Annotated in this window: 16 protein-coding genes and 1 other RNA gene; 16 read left to right on the top strand and 1 reads right to left on the bottom strand. The window is 65.5% G+C overall.

The window, feature by feature from the left end; all coding sequences use genetic code 11:
• The first annotated feature begins 42 nt into the window (after positions 1–42).
• From murD to HMPREF0762_RS02310, 12 genes are all read left to right on the top strand, one after another.
• Positions 43–1,506: a UDP-N-acetylmuramoyl-L-alanine--D-glutamate ligase gene (gene murD / locus HMPREF0762_RS02365; protein WP_006361796.1), complete on the top strand. Its 1,464-nt coding sequence runs from the start codon at positions 43–45 to the stop codon at positions 1,504–1,506.
• A 6-nt stretch (positions 1,507–1,512) separates the two neighbouring features.
• Entirely contained in the window at positions 1,513–2,964 is a 1,452-nt protein-coding gene (locus HMPREF0762_RS02360) for an FtsW/RodA/SpoVE family cell cycle protein (protein WP_245935479.1), read from the top strand.
• The gene (gene murG, locus HMPREF0762_RS02355) at positions 2,961–4,070 is read left to right on the top strand and encodes an undecaprenyldiphospho-muramoylpentapeptide beta-N-acetylglucosaminyltransferase (RefSeq protein ID WP_006361794.1); all 1,110 of its coding nucleotides are present in this window, start codon (positions 2,961–2,963) and stop codon (positions 4,068–4,070) included. The genes HMPREF0762_RS02360 and murG overlap by 4 nt, the downstream gene beginning before the upstream one ends.
• Positions 4,071–4,117: 47 nt before the next feature.
• A complete protein-coding gene (gene murC / locus HMPREF0762_RS02350; RefSeq protein WP_006361793.1) occupies positions 4,118–5,509 on the top strand; it encodes a UDP-N-acetylmuramate--L-alanine ligase in 1,392 nt (463 codons plus the stop codon).
• Between the two features lie 9 nt (positions 5,510–5,518).
• Positions 5,519–6,421 (top strand): UDP-N-acetylmuramate dehydrogenase, encoded by a 903-nt coding sequence (gene murB, locus HMPREF0762_RS02345; protein WP_006361792.1) that lies wholly within the window; start codon positions 5,519–5,521, stop codon positions 6,419–6,421.
• Positions 6,408–7,427 (top strand): cell division protein FtsQ/DivIB, encoded by a 1,020-nt coding sequence (locus HMPREF0762_RS02340; protein ID WP_245935478.1) that lies wholly within the window; start codon positions 6,408–6,410, stop codon positions 7,425–7,427. Before murB ends, HMPREF0762_RS02340 begins: the two co-directional genes overlap by 14 nt.
• A gap of 184 nt (positions 7,428–7,611) precedes the next feature.
• On the top strand, positions 7,612–8,772 hold the full coding sequence (ftsZ, locus tag HMPREF0762_RS02335; protein WP_009078849.1) for a cell division protein FtsZ: 1,161 nt from the start codon (positions 7,612–7,614) through the stop codon (positions 8,770–8,772).
• A gap of 86 nt (positions 8,773–8,858) precedes the next feature.
• Complete coding sequence (locus HMPREF0762_RS02330; RefSeq protein ID WP_245935477.1) at positions 8,859–9,626, top strand: polyphenol oxidase family protein; 768 nt, start codon at positions 8,859–8,861, stop codon at positions 9,624–9,626.
• Between the two features lie 5 nt (positions 9,627–9,631).
• Positions 9,632–10,330: a YggS family pyridoxal phosphate-dependent enzyme gene (locus HMPREF0762_RS02325; RefSeq protein WP_006361788.1), complete on the top strand. Its 699-nt coding sequence runs from the start codon at positions 9,632–9,634 to the stop codon at positions 10,328–10,330.
• 21 nt (positions 10,331–10,351) lie between these two features.
• Positions 10,352–11,023 carry a cell division protein SepF gene (locus HMPREF0762_RS02320; RefSeq protein ID WP_006361787.1) on the top strand — a complete coding sequence of 224 codons (672 nt, stop codon included), beginning with the start codon at positions 10,352–10,354 and terminating at the stop codon, positions 11,021–11,023.
• Positions 11,023–11,280 carry a YggT family protein gene (locus tag HMPREF0762_RS02315; protein WP_006361786.1) on the top strand — a complete coding sequence of 86 codons (258 nt, stop codon included), beginning with the start codon at positions 11,023–11,025 and terminating at the stop codon, positions 11,278–11,280. The genes HMPREF0762_RS02320 and HMPREF0762_RS02315 overlap by 1 nt, the downstream gene beginning before the upstream one ends.
• A 44-nt stretch (positions 11,281–11,324) precedes the next feature.
• Positions 11,325–12,155: a DivIVA domain-containing protein gene (locus HMPREF0762_RS02310; RefSeq protein WP_006361785.1), complete on the top strand. Its 831-nt coding sequence runs from the start codon at positions 11,325–11,327 to the stop codon at positions 12,153–12,155.
• Between the two features lie 74 nt (positions 12,156–12,229).
• On the opposite strand, the gene rnpB is transcribed toward HMPREF0762_RS02310, so the two are convergent.
• Positions 12,230–12,599, bottom strand: an RNA gene (rnpB, locus tag HMPREF0762_RS08980) — RNase P RNA component class A.
• A 95-nt stretch (positions 12,600–12,694) separates the two neighbouring features.
• On the opposite strand from rnpB, the gene HMPREF0762_RS02305 reads away from it, so the two are divergent.
• The 4 genes from HMPREF0762_RS02305 to thiD all read left to right on the top strand — a co-directional run bounded on the left by HMPREF0762_RS02305 (position 12,695) and on the right by thiD (position 15,783).
• Complete coding sequence (locus HMPREF0762_RS02305) at positions 12,695–13,396, top strand: thiamine diphosphokinase (protein WP_006361783.1); 702 nt, start codon at positions 12,695–12,697, stop codon at positions 13,394–13,396.
• Positions 13,397–13,492: 96 nt separating this feature from the next.
• The gene (thiM, locus tag HMPREF0762_RS02300) at positions 13,493–14,338 is read left to right on the top strand and encodes a hydroxyethylthiazole kinase (protein ID WP_006361781.1); all 846 of its coding nucleotides are present in this window, start codon (positions 13,493–13,495) and stop codon (positions 14,336–14,338) included.
• On the top strand, positions 14,331–14,981 hold the full coding sequence (gene thiE / locus HMPREF0762_RS02295) for a thiamine phosphate synthase (RefSeq protein ID WP_006361780.1): 651 nt from the start codon (positions 14,331–14,333) through the stop codon (positions 14,979–14,981). Before thiM ends, thiE begins: the two co-directional genes overlap by 8 nt.
• Positions 14,971–15,783 (top strand): bifunctional hydroxymethylpyrimidine kinase/phosphomethylpyrimidine kinase, encoded by an 813-nt coding sequence (thiD, locus tag HMPREF0762_RS02290; RefSeq protein WP_006361779.1) that lies wholly within the window; start codon positions 14,971–14,973, stop codon positions 15,781–15,783. The genes thiE and thiD overlap by 11 nt, the downstream gene beginning before the upstream one ends.
• Positions 15,784–16,099 lie beyond the last annotated feature (316 nt).

Genomic DNA, 16,099 nt, shown 5'->3' with positions numbered 1-16,099 from the left:
CCGTGCGCGTCGCATGCGAACGGCGCGGATGGGCGAGGAGGTATGAGCATGGACGGCCGATACATCGAAGGACGCAAGGCGGCGCCCGCCGATCTGGGCGACGTCTTGGTGCTCGGCTTCGGCAAGAGCGGACGGGCGGTCTGCACATACTGCCTCGATCGTCTGGGAGGCCGCGTCAAGAGCCTGACGGTCGCCGCGGGCGATCGGGACGACGACGCGATGCCCTTCGCGAACGCCTGCATGGAGCGCGGCGCACGCGTCGTTTTCGACACGTTCACCTTCGATGAGCGCTACGACATCTGCATCGCCAGCCCCGGCATATCCCAGTTCTCCCGCTTCTACGAGAATGCGCAGGCCGCATCCTCCGAGATCGTGAGCGAGGTCGAATTCGCGTGGCGCGAAAGCCGCTCCGATTCCCGCTGGGTCGCCATCACGGGCACGAACGGCAAGACCACCACGACGACGCTCACCAAGCTCATCGTCGACGAGGCGGGGCTTTCTGCGGTCGCCGTCGGAAACATCGGCGACACCTGCATCGAGGCCGTCGCGGCCGATGCGGCCGACGTGTTCGTGACCGAGGCGAGCTCGTTCCAGCTCGCGTCCACCGTCCTCTTCGCACCCGATGCCGCCGTGCTTCTGAACATCACGCCCGATCATCTGTACTGGCATATGACCTTCGAGGCGTACGTGGCGGCGAAGAAGCGCGTATACGCCAATCTCGCGGCGACGGCAGGCGTGCTCGCCATCGACGCCGTGACCGACGTCTCGCGCGCCTGCGTGAAGGAGCTGGCATCCGATCCCGCGCGCGGCTTCTCGTACGTGCCGCTCGGATGCGCCGCCGGTCTCGGAAGCAGCATGAAGGATGCGTGCGGTTCGGAGAACGCCACCTTCGTGCATGACGGCATGCTGCGCATCTGCCTCGGCGACGAGGCGATCGATCTCGTGAGCATCGACGAACTCGGCATCAAAGGCGATCACAACGCCTCGAACGCGCTGGCCGCTTCGTGCGCCGCGCTCGCGCTCGGCATCGAGCCCGAGACGATCCGTCGAGCCCTGCGCGCCTTCTCTCCTCTCGAGCATCGCATGGAACCCTGCGGCGCCGTCGCCGGCGTCGCATGCGTGAACGATTCCAAAGCGACCAACGTCGATGCGACGTTGAAGGCGTTCGCATCGTTTCGCGGTCCGTCGTCGCTCTTCCTTCTGGGAGGGCATGACAAGGGCACCGACCTCTCGCCGCTCGTCGAGGCGGCTAAGGACGGCTGCAAGGCGGTCGTGTGCTTCGGTGCCGCCGGCCGCCGGTTCTACGATGCGTTCGACGGCTCGGGGGTCAGGCGTGTGCTTGTCGAGCATATGGAAGACGCGTTCGATGCGGCGCTCGGGCTTGCGGTTCCGGGCGATACCGTCGTGCTTTCGCCCGCGTGCTCCTCGTTCGACGAATTCGACTCCTTCGAGCATCGCGGTCGCGTGTTCAAGCAGCTCGTCGCATTCCGCGCGGGACGGGGATAGCGGCATATGGCACGAATGGTCTACGATATCGATCGCGATTCCCGACGCGATGCCGACGCCCGCGGCGTGCCGGCGTCGGTCATGGCGCCGCGTCTCCTGCTCATCGCCGTGGCATTGCTGTTGACGATGCTCGGGCTCGTCATGGTGTTCTCCGCCTCCACGGTCGAATCCATCAGTCAAGGCAAGGGCATCTTCTCGTACGTGGGCAAGCAGGCCTTCTTCGCTATCACGGGCGTCGGCATCGCCGTCGTCCTCGCACGCGTTCCGTATCATGTCTGGCTCGGCCGCGCGACCGACGTCGTGTGGGTCGTGGCGCTGCTATCCCTGTTCGCGGTCGCCGTCGCCGGCAAGGTCATCTACGGCGCGAAACGATGGCTCATCATAGGGCCCATCAGCATCCAGCCTTCCGAGTTCGTGAAGATCGCCTACGTCCTGCTCGCCGTGCGCATCATGGTGCAGTGGCGCGACGGGACGCTTCGAGGGAAGGGACTGGCGCTCTCGATCGCCGTCGGCCTGCTTCTGCCCATCCTCATCCTGTATCGCACGCAATCCGACCTCGGCTCCACGATGATCATCGCCGTCGGCATCCTGGCGGTGCTCTGGTTCGGCGAGATTCCCCTGCGCTACTTCCTCGGCGTCGTCGTTCTTATCGTCTGCGCCGGCGTTTTCACGTTGACCGTGGGATACCGCTCGGACCGCATTTCCGTTTGGCTCGACCCGTGGAACGACGGGCAGGGCGGCTACGGCACGGGGTTCCAGATGATCCGTTCGTTCTACGCGTTCTCGTCGGGCGGGCTGTTCGGTCTGGGTTTGGGGAATTCGCATGAGAAGTTCCTCTACCTGCCTGAAGCGGAGACCGACTTCATCTATTCGATCATCGGCGAGGAGCTCGGCTTCATAGGCGCCTTCGCGGTCATCGTGCTGTTCCTGGCGTTTCTGTACGCGGGCTTGCGGATCGCCGACGGCGCGCCGGACGAGTTCGGCCGCCTTATGGCGTCGAGCCTCACGGTCATGCTCGTGTTCCAGGCATTTCTGAACATGGCCTGCGCCACGGGCATCCTGCCCACGACGGGAAAGCCGCTGCCGTTCATCTCGTCGGGCGGCTCGTCGCTCTGGTCGTCGTTCATCGTGGTCGGACTGCTGCTTTCGATATCGCATGGTTCGAACGTCCTGACGCCGCACGAACGCCGTCGCAACGACTTCAACGTGGTCGCCGTCGACCGCGGCGCGCGAGGCGGATCGGCGCGCCCGTCGCGCATGGCGGGCGGTGCGGCCGACGAGCCCCGTCGTCGTTTGCGGAATGCAAGCGACGCGCCTCGGTCCTCGCGCATGGCGGGCGGCGCGACGCTTGCGTCCCCGCGCAGGACGCCTTCGGATATCGGGCTTGCCGGCGGGCATAGGCCGCGCCGTGCGGGACGCGAAGGCTTTAGGGAATTCGAGGAAGGGGGACGCAGATGAGGATCGTTCTTACAGGCGGCGGCACCGCGGGGCACATCAACCCGGCGCTCGCGCTTGCCGAGCGCCTCGAAGCCGACGGGCACGAGGTCTGCTACGCGGGCACGCCCGCAGGCGTCGAAGCGCGCCTCGTGCCGCAGGCGGGCATCGCGTTCTTCCCCTTCGAGGGGGCAGGGTTCGATCGGGAGCGTCCCTGGACGATCGCATCGTCGACCGTGAAGCTCTACGCTTCGAGCCTGAGGGCCCGTTCGTGGATGAAGAAGATGCGGCCCGACGTCGTCGTCTGCTTCGGAGGCTATGTATCCATCCCGGTCGGATTCGCCGCATCGCGCCTCGGCATCCCCGTGGTCGTGCACGAGCAGAACTCGGTCATGGGCATGGCGAACCGATTCCTTGCGAAGCGCGCGCGCAAGGTCGCGCTCACCTATGCCGTGACGGAAAAGGACGTGAGGCCGGGGACGGCGGTCGTGACGGGCAATCCGGTCAGATCGAGCGTGGTCACGTCGACGCGCGCCCAGGGCCGAGAGATGCTCGGCGTGCCCGAGGATGCGACGCTGCTCGTCGTGTTCGGCGGCAGCCTCGGCGCCCAGCACGTCAACGAGGCGGTCTGCCGCCTGAAAGAGCGGCTCCTCGCCGTCGACGGCCTCTTCGTCGTCCACGTCGCGGGCACGGGCAATTATGAGGAGACGGCGTGCGCCCTGGATCTGGACGATGCCGAGAAGGAGCGCTGGAAGCTCTTCGCCTACCAGGACCGCATGCCCGAGGTGCTCGCCGCGGCCGATGCGGTGCTGTCCCGCGCGGGCGCGACGTCCCTGGCCGAGATCGCGGCCATCGGCGTCCCCGCGCTTCTCGTCCCGTTCCCGTACGCCGCGGAGGACCATCAGACCATCAATGCGCGCTCGTATGTGGAAAGCGGCGCGGCGCGCATGATCGCGGATGCGGACATCGACGGCGAGGAATTCGCGGCCCGTCTGCTCGAGCTCGTCTGCGACGAAGGGTTGCGCGCCTCCATGCGCGAGGCGGCGCGCGGGGCGGGTGCGCGGAATGCAGCCCTCGCGCTCGCGAACGTGGTATATTCCGTCGTTGGCGTTTCGGGCGCCGCGTCCTGACGGTCGCGTCCGTCGTCTATCGTTGGTTTGGCTCTAGGGAGATATTCATGAATGCAGGTTCGAATGTGCGACGCGTCCATTTCGTCGGCGTCGGCGGGGTGGGCATGAGCGGCATCGCGCGCGTCGCCGCCGATTTCGGCATGGCGGTTTCCGGATCCGACATGGCGACGTCCGCGTACACCGACCAGCTCGTCGCTGCGGGCATCCGCGTGTTCGTCGGCCACGATGCCGCCAACGTCGATCCCGCATGCGACGTCGTCGTGGCGTCGACCGCTGTTCCCGACACGAATCCTGAAGTCATGCGCGCCCGCGAGCTCGGGATTCCCGTTTGGCAGCGCGCGCATATGCTCGCCGAGCTCGGACGCGGCAAGAAGACCCTGGCGGCCGCCGGGACGCACGGGAAGACGACGACGTCCTCGATGCTCGCCGGAGCCGTCGATGCGCTCGGGCTCGATCCGACGTTCATCGTCGGCGGCATGGTCGACGCCTATCGCACGAACGCGAAATCAGGGACGGGAGACTATTACGTCGTCGAGGCCGACGAGAGCGACGGATCGTTCTTGAACCTTTCGCCCTACGTCGCGCTCGTCACCAATGTCGAGGCCGACCATCTCGACCACTACGTGGGCGGCATCGACGAGATCCGCGCGACGTTCAAGACGTTCATGGCATCGGTTCCCGCCGACGGCGCCCTCGTCGTCTGCGGCGAGGACCCATCGCTTGCGGAGCTTGCGGAATCGACCGGGCGCCGCGTCGTGTCCTACGGCTTTTCCCCGGCATGCGACGTGCGCGTGTCCGACTACGCCACGCACGGCGTCTCCAGCACGTTCACGCTGAGCTTTCCCGACGGCACCGTCGTCGAGAGCGGCTTGGCCAAGAATCCCGGTCGCCATAACGCCTTGAATGCGGCGGGCGTGCTCGGCGTCATCTGGGCGCTCGGCCTCGACGTCGCATCCGCGTCCGCGGGCATCGCGTCCTATTCGGGCGTGCGTCGCCGCTTCGATCTCAAAGGCGAAGCGGCAGGCGTCGCGGTCGTCGACGACTATGCGCATCACCCGACGGAGATCGCCGCGACGCTTGCTGCCGCGACGAGCCTCGATTTCAATCGCGTGCATGTCATCTTCCAGCCGCATCGCTATTCACGCACCGCATCCCTCGCCGACGAATTCGGTCCGGCGTTCGCGGGTGTCGATTCCCTTACGGTTCTCGGCGTCTATGCGGCGGGCGAGGATCCTATCGAAGGGGTGAGCGGCAGGCTCGTCGCCGATTCCGTCCGCGCGTGCGGCTCGGTTTCCGACGTGTCCTACATCGAGGATTTCGACGAGGCGATCCGTTCCGTCGTCGATCGGGCCCGGGAGGGCGACCTCGTCATCACGATGGGCGCGGGCAGCGTCACGAAGCTCGGCCCCGGCATCGTCGACGCGCTCTCGGCGCGCTAGGGGCTTCGCATGGCGTCCCTTCTCGGCCTGCCGCCTTCGTTTTCGGGATTCGTGCTTGAAAACGAGCCTATGAGCAGGCATACGACCTATCGCATCGGCGGGCCGGCGCGCGCGTACGTTCGCGCCGATTCCCTTCGCTCGCTCGTCGACGTCATCGACGCCTGCCGCATCCGCGGCCTCGGGTGGTTCGTTGCGGGGCGGGGAAGCAACCTGCTCGTGTCGGACGAGGGATTCGACGGCGTCGTGATCTCGCTCGGCGCCGAGTTCTCGTCGTGCGCCGTCTACGACGATCCCGACATCGTCGTGGCAGGCGCCGCATGCCCGCTTTCAGGCGTCGTGCGCAAGGCGTTCGAAGCCGGACGGTCGGGTATGGAATTCGCCGTCGGCACGCCCGGATCGATCGGCGGCGCGCTTCGCATGAATGCGGGAACGCGCAACGAATCCATCGGGATGCGCGTGAAGTCGGTGGTCTCGTATCGCCCCGGCGCGGGTCTCAAGCGATACGGCGCCTCGGACATATCCTGGGGGTATCGGTCCTGTTCGCTTCCGTCTGACGAGATCGTCTTGGAGTGCGAGCTTCTGACGAAGCCTGGGGATGCGATGATCAAGGCGCGCATGGAGGGGGCCATGGCGCGGCGCCGCAAGACGCAGCCGCTCACGTTCGCTTCGTGCGGCAGCGTGTTCAAGAATCCCGAAGGCGAATCGGTCGGCCGCCTGATCGAAGGCGTGGGCCTCAAGGGCCGGCGATGCGGCGATGCGCAGATATCGGATCTTCATGCCAATTTCATCGTGAACCTGGGGCATGCGCATGCTTCCGACGTCGTTTCGCTTATGCTTGACGTTCAAAACGCCGTACGCGTCGAATACGGCATCGACCTTGAACCGGAGGTTCGCTTCCTTGGATTCGCGTAGGAGCATATCCGACCGATCGTCCGTGCGAAGCGGGCGTTCCTCATCGCGACGCCCCCAGGCCGCCTCCCGTTCGACCCGTCCCCCACGCAGGGCGGCCTCGTCTCCGTTCGGCGCTCCGAGCAGCGGGTCCGAGCGCCTGCATGCCGCCCGTGCGGCACGGGAGGGCTCCGGCCTGACGTCGATGCGCGTCGGCGATATACGCCGCAACGACCGCATCCGTCGCGATCAGGAGCGCCGGCGCGGCGTCGCACGTCGCGTCGTGGCCGTTCTCGTCGCAATCGCGGTATTCCTCGTCGCGGGCGCGGCGGCCTATTCCTCGAATCTTTTCGCCATCGAGGACGTTTCGGTCGAGGGGGTCGAGCATCTGACCTCCGAGGAGATGAGCCGGCTTGCGGCCATTCCTGCGGACACGACGCTTCTGCGCGTCGACACGGGCAAGATCGAGGCGAACATCCTGCGGGATGCATGGATCAAGAAGGCGAAGGTCTCGCGCGGATTCCCGAACACCCTCGTCATTTCCGCGACCGAACGTCCGATAGCGGCGACGGTCGAGGTTCTGTCCGAAGACGGATCGACAAGCGAGCTGTGGGCCATCGCCGACGACGGCACGTGGCTGTGCAGGATTCCCGACCAGGACAGCGCCGAGGGACGGGCCATGAGCCCCGCCATCTACGACGATGCCGCGCATGCGCTCGCCATCACCGACGTCGCCTACGGCCTGCGCCCTGAAGTCGGGTCGACCTGCACCGATGCGAGCGTCAACAACGCGCTTGCCATCGTCTCCGGCATGACGACCGAACTTAAGGACCAGGTGAAGCAGATATCCGCCTCGTCCTCGGACAACGCGACGCTCACGCTCGATTCCAACGTGGAGATCGCCTTCGGCGCTGCGGAGGACATTCGCGACAAGGAACGCGTCTGCCTGCAGATCCTTAAGGACAACGAAGGATCGGTCGCCTATATCAACGTGCGTGTGGCGAGCAGCCCCACCTGGCGTTCCGTTTGATCGCAGCGCATTCCGCGTATGTGCCTTTGGCGCATCGGCGCATCTGATATGCCTGCTCGCGCTTGCATTGTCGATCTCTTCGTGTAAAGTGAACCTGCTATGCTTCGTTTGAATGGGGCAGCGCACGAACATAAAGCGTTTCATCGAGGCTCGACGGTACGTATTCGGTTTTCTGGAGGAGACTATGTCTAATTCTATGGGTTCGGAGCACCTCGCCGTAATCAAGGTCGTGGGCGTCGGCGGCGGCGGAACCAACGCGGTCAATCGCATGGTCGATGCCGGAATCAAAGGCGTCGAGTTCATCGCCGTCAACACCGACAAGCAGGCGCTCCTCCTTTCCAATGCCGATAAGACCATCCATATCGGCGAAGAGCTGACCCGCGGTCTCGGTGCGGGCGCGAATCCCGAGATCGGCTGTCAGGCCGCCGAGGAATCCCGGGCGGAAATCGCCGACGCGCTCGCGGCCGCCGACATGGTCTTCGTGACCGCCGGCGAAGGCGGCGGCACCGGCACCGGCGCCGCGCCCGTCGTCGCCGAAATCGCGCGCGAGCAGATCGGCGCGTTGACGGTCGGCGTCGTGACCAAGCCGTTCAGCTTCGAAGGGCGTCTTCGCCGCAACCAGGCCGAACAGGGTTGCGATCTGCTTGCGCAGAAGGTCGACACGCTCATCGTCATTCCGAACGACCGCCTTCTCGAGGTCGTCGACAAGAAGACCTCCATGCTCGACGCCTTCCGCCTCGCCGACGACACGCTGCGCCAGGGCATCCAGGGCGTGACCGACCTCATTACCATTCCCGGCCTGATCAACCTTGACTTCGCCGACATCCGCACGGTCATGAAGGATGCGGGCACGGCCATGATGGGCATCGGCTTCGGCTCGGGCGAGAACCGCGCCGTCGAAGCCGCGACCGAGGCCATCAACTCCAATCTCCTCGAAGCCTCCATCGCCGGGGCGAGCCGCGTGCTCTTCTCCATCGCCGGCGGCCCCGACCTCACGCTCGCCGAGGTCGATGCGGCTGCGCGCGCCATGGAATCCGTCGTCGACGAGGATGCCAACATCATCTACGGCCAGATCGTGGACGAGAGCCTGGGCGATCAGATCCGCATCACCATCATCGCGACCGGTTTCGCGCGCACGAACCAGTCGGCCATCGACTTCGAAAGCGCCCGCAGCGACCTATTCGCCTCCACCGCCGCTGCGAAGCCCGCCGCCAAGCAGAGCTCTCTGCGCGACACCTATACCTCGAATTCCAGCCATCCGACGTCTCCCGCCGCCTCGTCGGCGTCCGCGTCGAGCCGCGTGACCGACGAGGACTACATCCCCGACTTCCTCCGCCGCCGCTAAGCGGGCGCCGAGGACCGAGATCGATGCATGCAGCCCCGAGCCCTTCCTTGCCGCTTCCGCGGCTCGCATGGGGCCGGGGCTTTTCCGTGCCCGCGCTCCTCGACGAGGACCTCTTCGCCGTCACAGGCGTGCGCATCGCCTTCACGTGCCGTGACGGCGGCGTGAGCGCGCCCCCGTACGCGGGCCTGAACCTCGGGTCGCATGTCGGGGACGATGCGCGGGATGTCGCCGCGAACCGCGCGCGTCTGATGGCGGCGTTCGGTTGCCAGGACGCTCGCCTGGTCGTGCCGCATCAGGTGCACGGCGATGCCGTCGTCTCCCTTGACGACGCCGCATCGTGCGAGGCAGCTATCGCCCAGGCGCGCGAGGCCGCCGATGCGCTCATCGTGCGCGATGCCCGCATCGCAGCGCTTCTCTGCTTCGCCGATTGCGTGCCTGTGATCATCGTCGCGCCCGACGGCAGCTTCGCCGTCGTGCATGCGGGGTGGCGCGGCGTCATGAGCCGCATCGTCGTCAAGGCCGCCTTCGACCTTGTCGGAGGCGATGCCTCGCGCCTATCGGGATGCAATGCGTATATCGGGCCGCATATAGGGACATGCTGCTTCGAGGTCGACGAGGAGCTGGCAGCGCGTTTCGCCGCGACGTTCGGCGACGGCTGCGTGCGAGAAACGCGCCATGTGGATATGGCCCGCGCCCTTGCGGCGGACCTCTCGAAGGCAGGCATGGACGAGAGGCGCATCTGCGATGCGGGCCTGTGCACCTACGAAGACGAGCGATTCTATTCATACCGACGCGAAGGCGGGACGTGCGGGCGCCAAGGCGCCTTCGCCTGCCGCATGAAGGACCGAAGGTGATTCCCATGGCATTGAAGGATCGATACGACGCGATACGGACCCAGGTGGCCGATGCGTGCGCCGCGTCGGGAAGGGATGCGTCCGCCGTGCGCATCATCGGCGTGTCGAAGACCGTGGACGTCGATGCGGTTGCCGAAGCCGTTGCGGCCGGCATCCACGATTTCGGCGAGAACCGTCCCGATGAACTCGCGCGCAAGCACGATGCGTTTCCTTCCGAGCGATGGCACTTCATCGGCAATATACAGTCTCGCCATCTCAAGGACGTGGTGGGGCGCGCGTGCCTCATCCATTCCCTGTATCGGCCGAGCCATGCCGACAAGATCGATCGTCTCGCGGACGCGGCCGGCATCGTCCAGGACGTGCTCATCGAGGTGAACGATGGGGAAGAGAACAAGCAGGGCCTTTCCGCATCCGAGCTCCCCGCTATGATCGAGCACTGCTTCGGGCTTGCGCACGTGCGCGTCCGCGGACTCATGATGATGGCGCCGAAGGATTCGCCCGAGGAAGCGGATGCGTCGTTCGCGCGCCTTGCGTGCATCCGCGAGGAGATGCGTCAACGCTTCGGCGCCCAGGGCTTGACGCTTGACCTCGATGAGCTTTCAATGGGAATGAGCGACGACTATCTTCAGGCCATCCCCTATGGGTCTACTATGGTAAGGATAGGCCGCGCGATCTTCAGCGATACGTATGGACTTTGCGGCTGAGACAGGAAAGACAGGAAAGACATGGCGTTCAGATTCCCGAATATCGATGAGGTGAAGGATCGACTCGGCCTGCCCTCCCCGCACAACGTCCCGGCTGCGCGCTCGTCTCGCCGCGCATCATCGCGCGATGCGGACGATGAGTTCGAGCGCGAAGACTACGGCGAATACGCGTACGACGATTCCGCCGACTATGCCCAACCCGGATACGTGCGACCCGCTGACAAGGTTGCTGCCGCAGGCCGCATGCCCGCGCTCGTGACCTCTCGCGACATCCGCGTCCGTCGTCGCGCGTCCGCATACGACGACGCATCGGCCGATGCCGCGCCCGCCCGCTCTTCGGCCGGGCTCGAGAATCTGTTCTCGTCGACCGCCGAGCCCCGCACGTCCGTCTCGGCTGCGGCCCCCGAGGCGTCGCTTGCGCCGCGCGTGCGCACCATGGTCGTGGTTCGTCCCGAGACCTACGACGATGCGGAGCGCGTCGCCACGGCGCTCAAGATGCGCAGCGTCGTCGTGCTCGCGTGCGCGGCCGCTCCGGATGCCTTGATGAAGCGCGTGCTCGATTTCTCGTTCGGCGCCGCGAGCGCCTTAGGGGCGCAGGTCGACGTCATCGCTCCGCGCGTCTTCGCGCTCAATGCCGGCGCCGCTCTGAGCGATGCCGAAAAGGAACAGCTACACGAACAGGGAATTCTATAATGCATACGATTCAGTACCTGATTGTCTCCATCGTCGACGTCTACTCGTTCATCCTGTTCGTCTATATCATCATGTCATGGATTCCGATGAAGTCGGGCTTCATCGCCGACGTGGATGCGGCGCTCGGCCGCATATGCGATCCGTATCTCGGTATCTTCCGTCGCGTCATCCCGCCCATCGGCATGGTGGACGTTTCGCCCATCCTTGCATTCGTTGTATTACAATTGGTTGCCAGGCTGGTCGTAGCCATCTTGTAGGTCCTCGATCGCGAGGTCGGATTCGCATACGTTAAGGAGCTGTAATGGCCATCACTTCCGAAGAAATCCAAAACCAGATCTTCACGGTCAACCGCAAGGGCTACGATCGCGACGAGGTCGATGTCTTCCTCGAGCATGTGGCTGACGAGATCGATGGCCTGAATGCCGAGATCCGTCGTCTGACCGAGCAGGTCCGTTCCATGCGCGACGCCGATGCCGGCTCCATTGACGACGAAGCGCCCATCGATCTCGATGCCGCCTTCGCCGAGCCTGCGATCGTCGCGGAGCCCGATGCCGAACCTGCTCCCGCCGCGCCTCTGACCGAGGATGAGAAGGACGCGCGCATCGCCGAGCTCGAATCCAAGCTTGCCGCGAAGTCGAGCGATGCGTCCGTCATCGCCGAGGCGCTTCTGACCGCGCAGCGCTCCGCCAAGGAGGTCACCGACAAGGCCGAAGCGGATTCCCGCAAGATCCATAAGGACGCCGAGGCCGATGCGGCCGACATCATCGAGCGCGCCAACGTGGAGCGCGCCAAGATCGAAACGGCGATTTCCGACCTCGAGCTTTCGCATAAGGCCACGTGCGAATCCTACGCCGAGAGCCTGCGCGCCTTCATCGACGATGCGAACAAGAAGCTTGCGGATATCAACGAGGAGCTCACGCGCAAGAAGCCGGTGCGCACCCAGATGCATTACGCGTCTGCCGCCGCCGCACCCGCGCCGACCGGCGCCGTGGCAGCGTCGAGCGTCATCCCCGGCGCGCATGCCAAGCCGGCGGCCCGCAATGCCGCTCCGGGCGCGACGCAGGTCGTCGAGCGCGATCTGAGCGGTTACGGCGATGCGTCCGATGCGTTCGACCTAGGCGATCTCGACTAAAGACTGAAGGCGGCATGCGGCAGGCATGCGCCCCGAATGAAGAAAGGCTCCCGATCGGGAGCCTTTCTTCATATGCCGTAGCGGGCCTGTAAGCCGGGTTCTGTCTTTGAAGACGGCCATTTATCTAGGGCGCCGAAGCGCCTCGAGCAGGCTACCCGCATGCACGGAGAGACGACCGTATCGCATGCCTATTCGCCCTTGCTTCGGATGGGGTTTACCAAGCCGCACCGTTACCGATGCGCTGGTGCGCTCTTACCGCACCTTCTCAGCTTTTCTCCTGCCGACGTCGAGACGCCGCATCCCGAAGGGATCGCAGGGGAGTTTCCTTTTCTGCAGCACTTTCCGTCGGGTTTCCCCGCCCGGCCGTTAGCCGGCATCCTGTCTCTTGAAGCCCGGACTTTCCTCACGCGCCGAAAAGGCGCCCGCGACCGTCCGGCCCGCATAGCCAGCGTATTGTATCATGCGCTTGCAAGGCGCCGGGCAAACGGCTCGGACGTCATGCAAGAATCAATCGAGGCGGCGAGGTTCGGGAGGTTGCGGTGGAACAGCGGCACGGAGGCGGATGCGTCCGCATCGCATCGTCGGGCGGTGTCGGATCTTCGGGCGGCATCTGCGCCGTCGTCGGATCGGCGGCCTTCGACGAGGCGTTTTTCTCCCGCCATCGGTTCGACTACGTCGTTGCGGCGGATGCGGGGTTCGCTTCGCTTATGCGTGCGGGAATCCGCCCCGATGCCGTGGTGGGCGATTTCGATTCCCTCGGATTCGCCCCCGATGTTCCCGATGCCGTCGTCCATCCCGCGCGCAAGGACGAAAGCGACCTGTTCCTTGCCTGCGAACAGGCGCTGGCGCATGGATGCGGGACCATCGCGCTGCTCGGTGCGCTCGGAGGCCGGCTCGACCAGACCTATGCGACCCTTCAGACGCTCGTGCGGCTTTCCCATCGGGGCATCAGGTCTTTCGCCGCAGGAGACGGCGAATGCGTGGCCGTCCTTACGGGAGGCGCGTTCGACGAACTGTTCCTGCCTGCTTCCTTGAACGGGGGATTCTCGGTCTTTTCCGCTTCGGACCGCTCGTTCGGCGTGGACGAGGAAGGGGCGTCGTATGCGCTTTCGTCGGCAACGCTGTCGAACGACGTTCCGCTCGGGTTGTCCAACGAATGCGCAGGCGCTCCCATCCGCATATCCGTATCCGAGGGCGATCTGCTTGTTTTTCTCCCGTCCTCGACGACCTTCGACGTATAATCCCGCGCATGGGGAGCTTGCGCGAGCAGGCTGAGAGGGGGCTTTTCGCGTCCCGACCCGTGGAACCTGTTGGATAATGCCATCGAAGGGAGAACCATGGCCATAGAGGCTGAACTTGCACGCATGCTTGAAGGCGTGCGCGCGCACGGACCGCTCGTCCACTGTATCACCAATTACGTGACGGTCGAAAGCTGCGCGAACGCCGTTCTGGCGATCGGCGCGAGCCCGATCATGACCGACGAGGCGGAAGATGTCGAGGATATCGTCTCCATCTGCGGCGCGCTCGATCTTAACATCGGCACGTTGAATGCCCGTACGATAGAATCCATGAGGATCGCAGGACGCAAGGCGACCGAGGCGGGCACGCCGATCGTGCTCGATCCCGTCGGCGCCGGCGCGTCCCGGCTGCGTACCGCGACGGCTTCCGGCCTGCTCGACGACCTGGGAATCAGCGTCGTGCGGGGAAACATGAGCGAAGTCAAGGCGCTTGCCGGCGCATCGACGTCCACCAAGGGCGTCGATGCGAATCCCCTCGATGCCGTCACAGAGGACACGCTGGCCGAAGCGGCCGCGTTCGCGTGCGACTTCGCGCGCCGCGCCGGGTGCGTCGTCGCCATCACGGGCGCGATCGATGTCGTGGCGGACGAGGCGCGCGCGTTCGCCGTGTTCAACGGCAGTCCGCTCCAAGGCCGCATCACGGGCGCCGGATGCATGCTGTCGGCCGTCTGCGGAGCCTACGCGGCCGACCATAGGGACGACACCCTCGTCGCGACTCTCGCCGCCGTCGTCCATATGGGCATCGCCGGCCAGGTGGCGTCCGAGCGCATGGGCGAGAAGGACGGGACGGGCAGCTTCCATACCTATCTCATGGATGCCCTGTCGACGCTCGACGGTGCCGCGATGCGCGATCGCGCGTTCGTGCGGGAGATCGCCCGTGGATAGTCCGCGCGCCTACATCGCCGCGCATCCCGAATGCCTGCTGCTCTACGGCGTGACCGATAGCGCCTGGCTCGAGGGGCGCTCGCTTGCCGCATGCGTATCCGATGCGGTGGCCGGCGGCACGACGTTCGTGCAGCTTCGCGAGAAGAAGATGGCGACCGATGCGCTCGTCGCGTTCGCGCGGGAGGTGCATGCGGCATGCCCGGATGTGCCGTTCGTGATCGACGACGACGTCGACGCCGCCGCGCGATCGGGCGCGGACGGCGTGCATGTGGGCCAGGAGGACGCCGCGTGCGCTTCGGCGCGCGCACGCCTCGGGGACGATGCCATCGTGGGGGTGTCGGTCCAGACCGTTGCGCAAGCCCTGCGCGCCGAGCGCGACGGCGCGGACTATCTCGGCGTCGGCGCCATCTTCAAAACGGCAACGAAGGCCGAGGCGGCGGACGTCTCTCTTGAAACCTTGCGCGCTATCTGCGATGCGGTCGATATTCCCGTCGTCGCCATAGGCGGCTTGAACGAACGGACCGTCGATGTGCTCGCCGAAACGGGCGTGCAGGGCGCAGCCGTCGTTTCGGCTCTGTTCTCGGCGGACGACGTTCGCGGGGCCGCGCAGCGTCTGTCGGAAAGGCTCCATCATGTCCTATAGCGTACCTACCGTGCTGACCATCGCGGGCTCGGACAGCTCGGGCGGCGCGGGCGTCCAGGCCGACCTCAAGACCATCGAGTCGTTCGGTCTGTTCGGCCAATCCGCCATCACATCGCTCACCGCGCAGAACACCCTGGGCGTGAACGCCGTCTTCGACGCCTCGCCCGAGTTCGTCGAAGCCCAGATCGATGCCGTTTTCGATGATATGGTCCCCGATGCCGTCAAGATAGGCATGATATCGTCGTCGGCCATCGCCGAAGCCGTGGCGCGCGCGCTTCGCCGACGTGCTGCCCGGCATATCGTCGTCGACCCTGTCATGGTCGCGACGAGCGGCGCCGATCTCATGCGGGATGGCGCCGTCCGGGCCGTCGTCGGCGACCTCTTTCCTCTGGCGGAGGTCATCACGCCGAATCTGTCGGAGGCCCGCGCGCTCTGCGGGTTCGACATCGTCGATGCGGCAGGCATGGAACGCGCCGCTCGCATGCTTGCAGGCATGACATCGGGCGCCGTGCTCGTGAAAGGCGGTCATCTCGACGAAAGCGCCGATGACTGCCTTGTGTTCGATGGCCGGACGTGCTGGCTGCGCGGGACGCGCGTCGATACCGGCAACACCCACGGAACGGGATGCACGCTTTCGAGCGCCATCGCCTGCGGGCTTGCATCGGGGAAATCCGCGATCGATTCCGTGCGCGTCGCGAAGGCCTATGTGGCCGGCGCTCTTTCGAGCGGCTTTTCCATGGGGAAGGGGTCGGGTCCGCTCGACCATATGTGGCGTTTGCGCGAGGCGCTCGCTTCGCTGTGACCGCAGGGCGGCCGGCATGCTTCGGCATCCGCGGCCGGACGTATGGGGCCGCGATGGACGAATCGCATCCCGGAGAGCACGGAGTGCCGCAGGGAATCCGTGCTCTGGATGCCGTTCGGATCATCGCGGCCTTTTCGCGTGCGGCACGAATCAGGGGTGTGCCATGGTAGGTGGGCGCAGGAAGCCGCAGGGCGGGGGATCGCCGCCCGGTGAGTTTCTCGGCAGATGCCCGCAAGGTTCCAGCAAGGTTTCTGCATGATGTGCTGTGGATAACTTTCTCTGAAATATGCACGGAATAAGAGCTCAAAGCGTGAAT

Origin of the sequence: Slackia exigua ATCC 700122 (assembly GCF_000162875.1) — a bacterium.
Taxonomy (GTDB): Bacteria; Actinomycetota; Coriobacteriia; order Coriobacteriales; family Eggerthellaceae; genus Slackia; species Slackia exigua.
This window is presented reverse-complemented; position numbering and strand designations above follow the sequence as displayed.

Bases quoted from the DNA above. Each gene is read 5' to 3' on its own strand.
- thiM (WP_006361781.1), top strand. From the start codon at position 13,493: ATGGCCATAGAGGCTGAACTTGCACGCATGCTTGAAGGCGTGCGCGCG.
- ftsZ (WP_009078849.1), top strand. From the start codon at position 7,612: ATGTCTAATTCTATGGGTTCGGAGCACCTCGCCGTAATCAAGGTCGTG.
- HMPREF0762_RS02315 (WP_006361786.1), top strand. From the start codon at position 11,023: ATGCATACGATTCAGTACCTGATTGTCTCCATCGTCGACGTCTACTCG.
- HMPREF0762_RS02310 (WP_006361785.1), top strand. From the start codon at position 11,325: ATGGCCATCACTTCCGAAGAAATCCAAAACCAGATCTTCACGGTCAAC.
- murC (WP_006361793.1), top strand. From the start codon at position 4,118: ATGAATGCAGGTTCGAATGTGCGACGCGTCCATTTCGTCGGCGTCGGC.
- murG (WP_006361794.1), top strand. From the start codon at position 2,961: ATGAGGATCGTTCTTACAGGCGGCGGCACCGCGGGGCACATCAACCCG.
- HMPREF0762_RS02325 (WP_006361788.1), top strand. From the start codon at position 9,632: ATGGCATTGAAGGATCGATACGACGCGATACGGACCCAGGTGGCCGAT.
- murB (WP_006361792.1), top strand. From the start codon at position 5,519: ATGGCGTCCCTTCTCGGCCTGCCGCCTTCGTTTTCGGGATTCGTGCTT.
- thiD (WP_006361779.1), top strand. From the start codon at position 14,971: ATGTCCTATAGCGTACCTACCGTGCTGACCATCGCGGGCTCGGACAGC.
- HMPREF0762_RS02360 (WP_245935479.1), top strand. From the start codon at position 1,513: ATGGCACGAATGGTCTACGATATCGATCGCGATTCCCGACGCGATGCC.
- murD (WP_006361796.1), top strand. From the start codon at position 43: ATGAGCATGGACGGCCGATACATCGAAGGACGCAAGGCGGCGCCCGCC.
- HMPREF0762_RS02320 (WP_006361787.1), top strand. From the start codon at position 10,352: ATGGCGTTCAGATTCCCGAATATCGATGAGGTGAAGGATCGACTCGGC.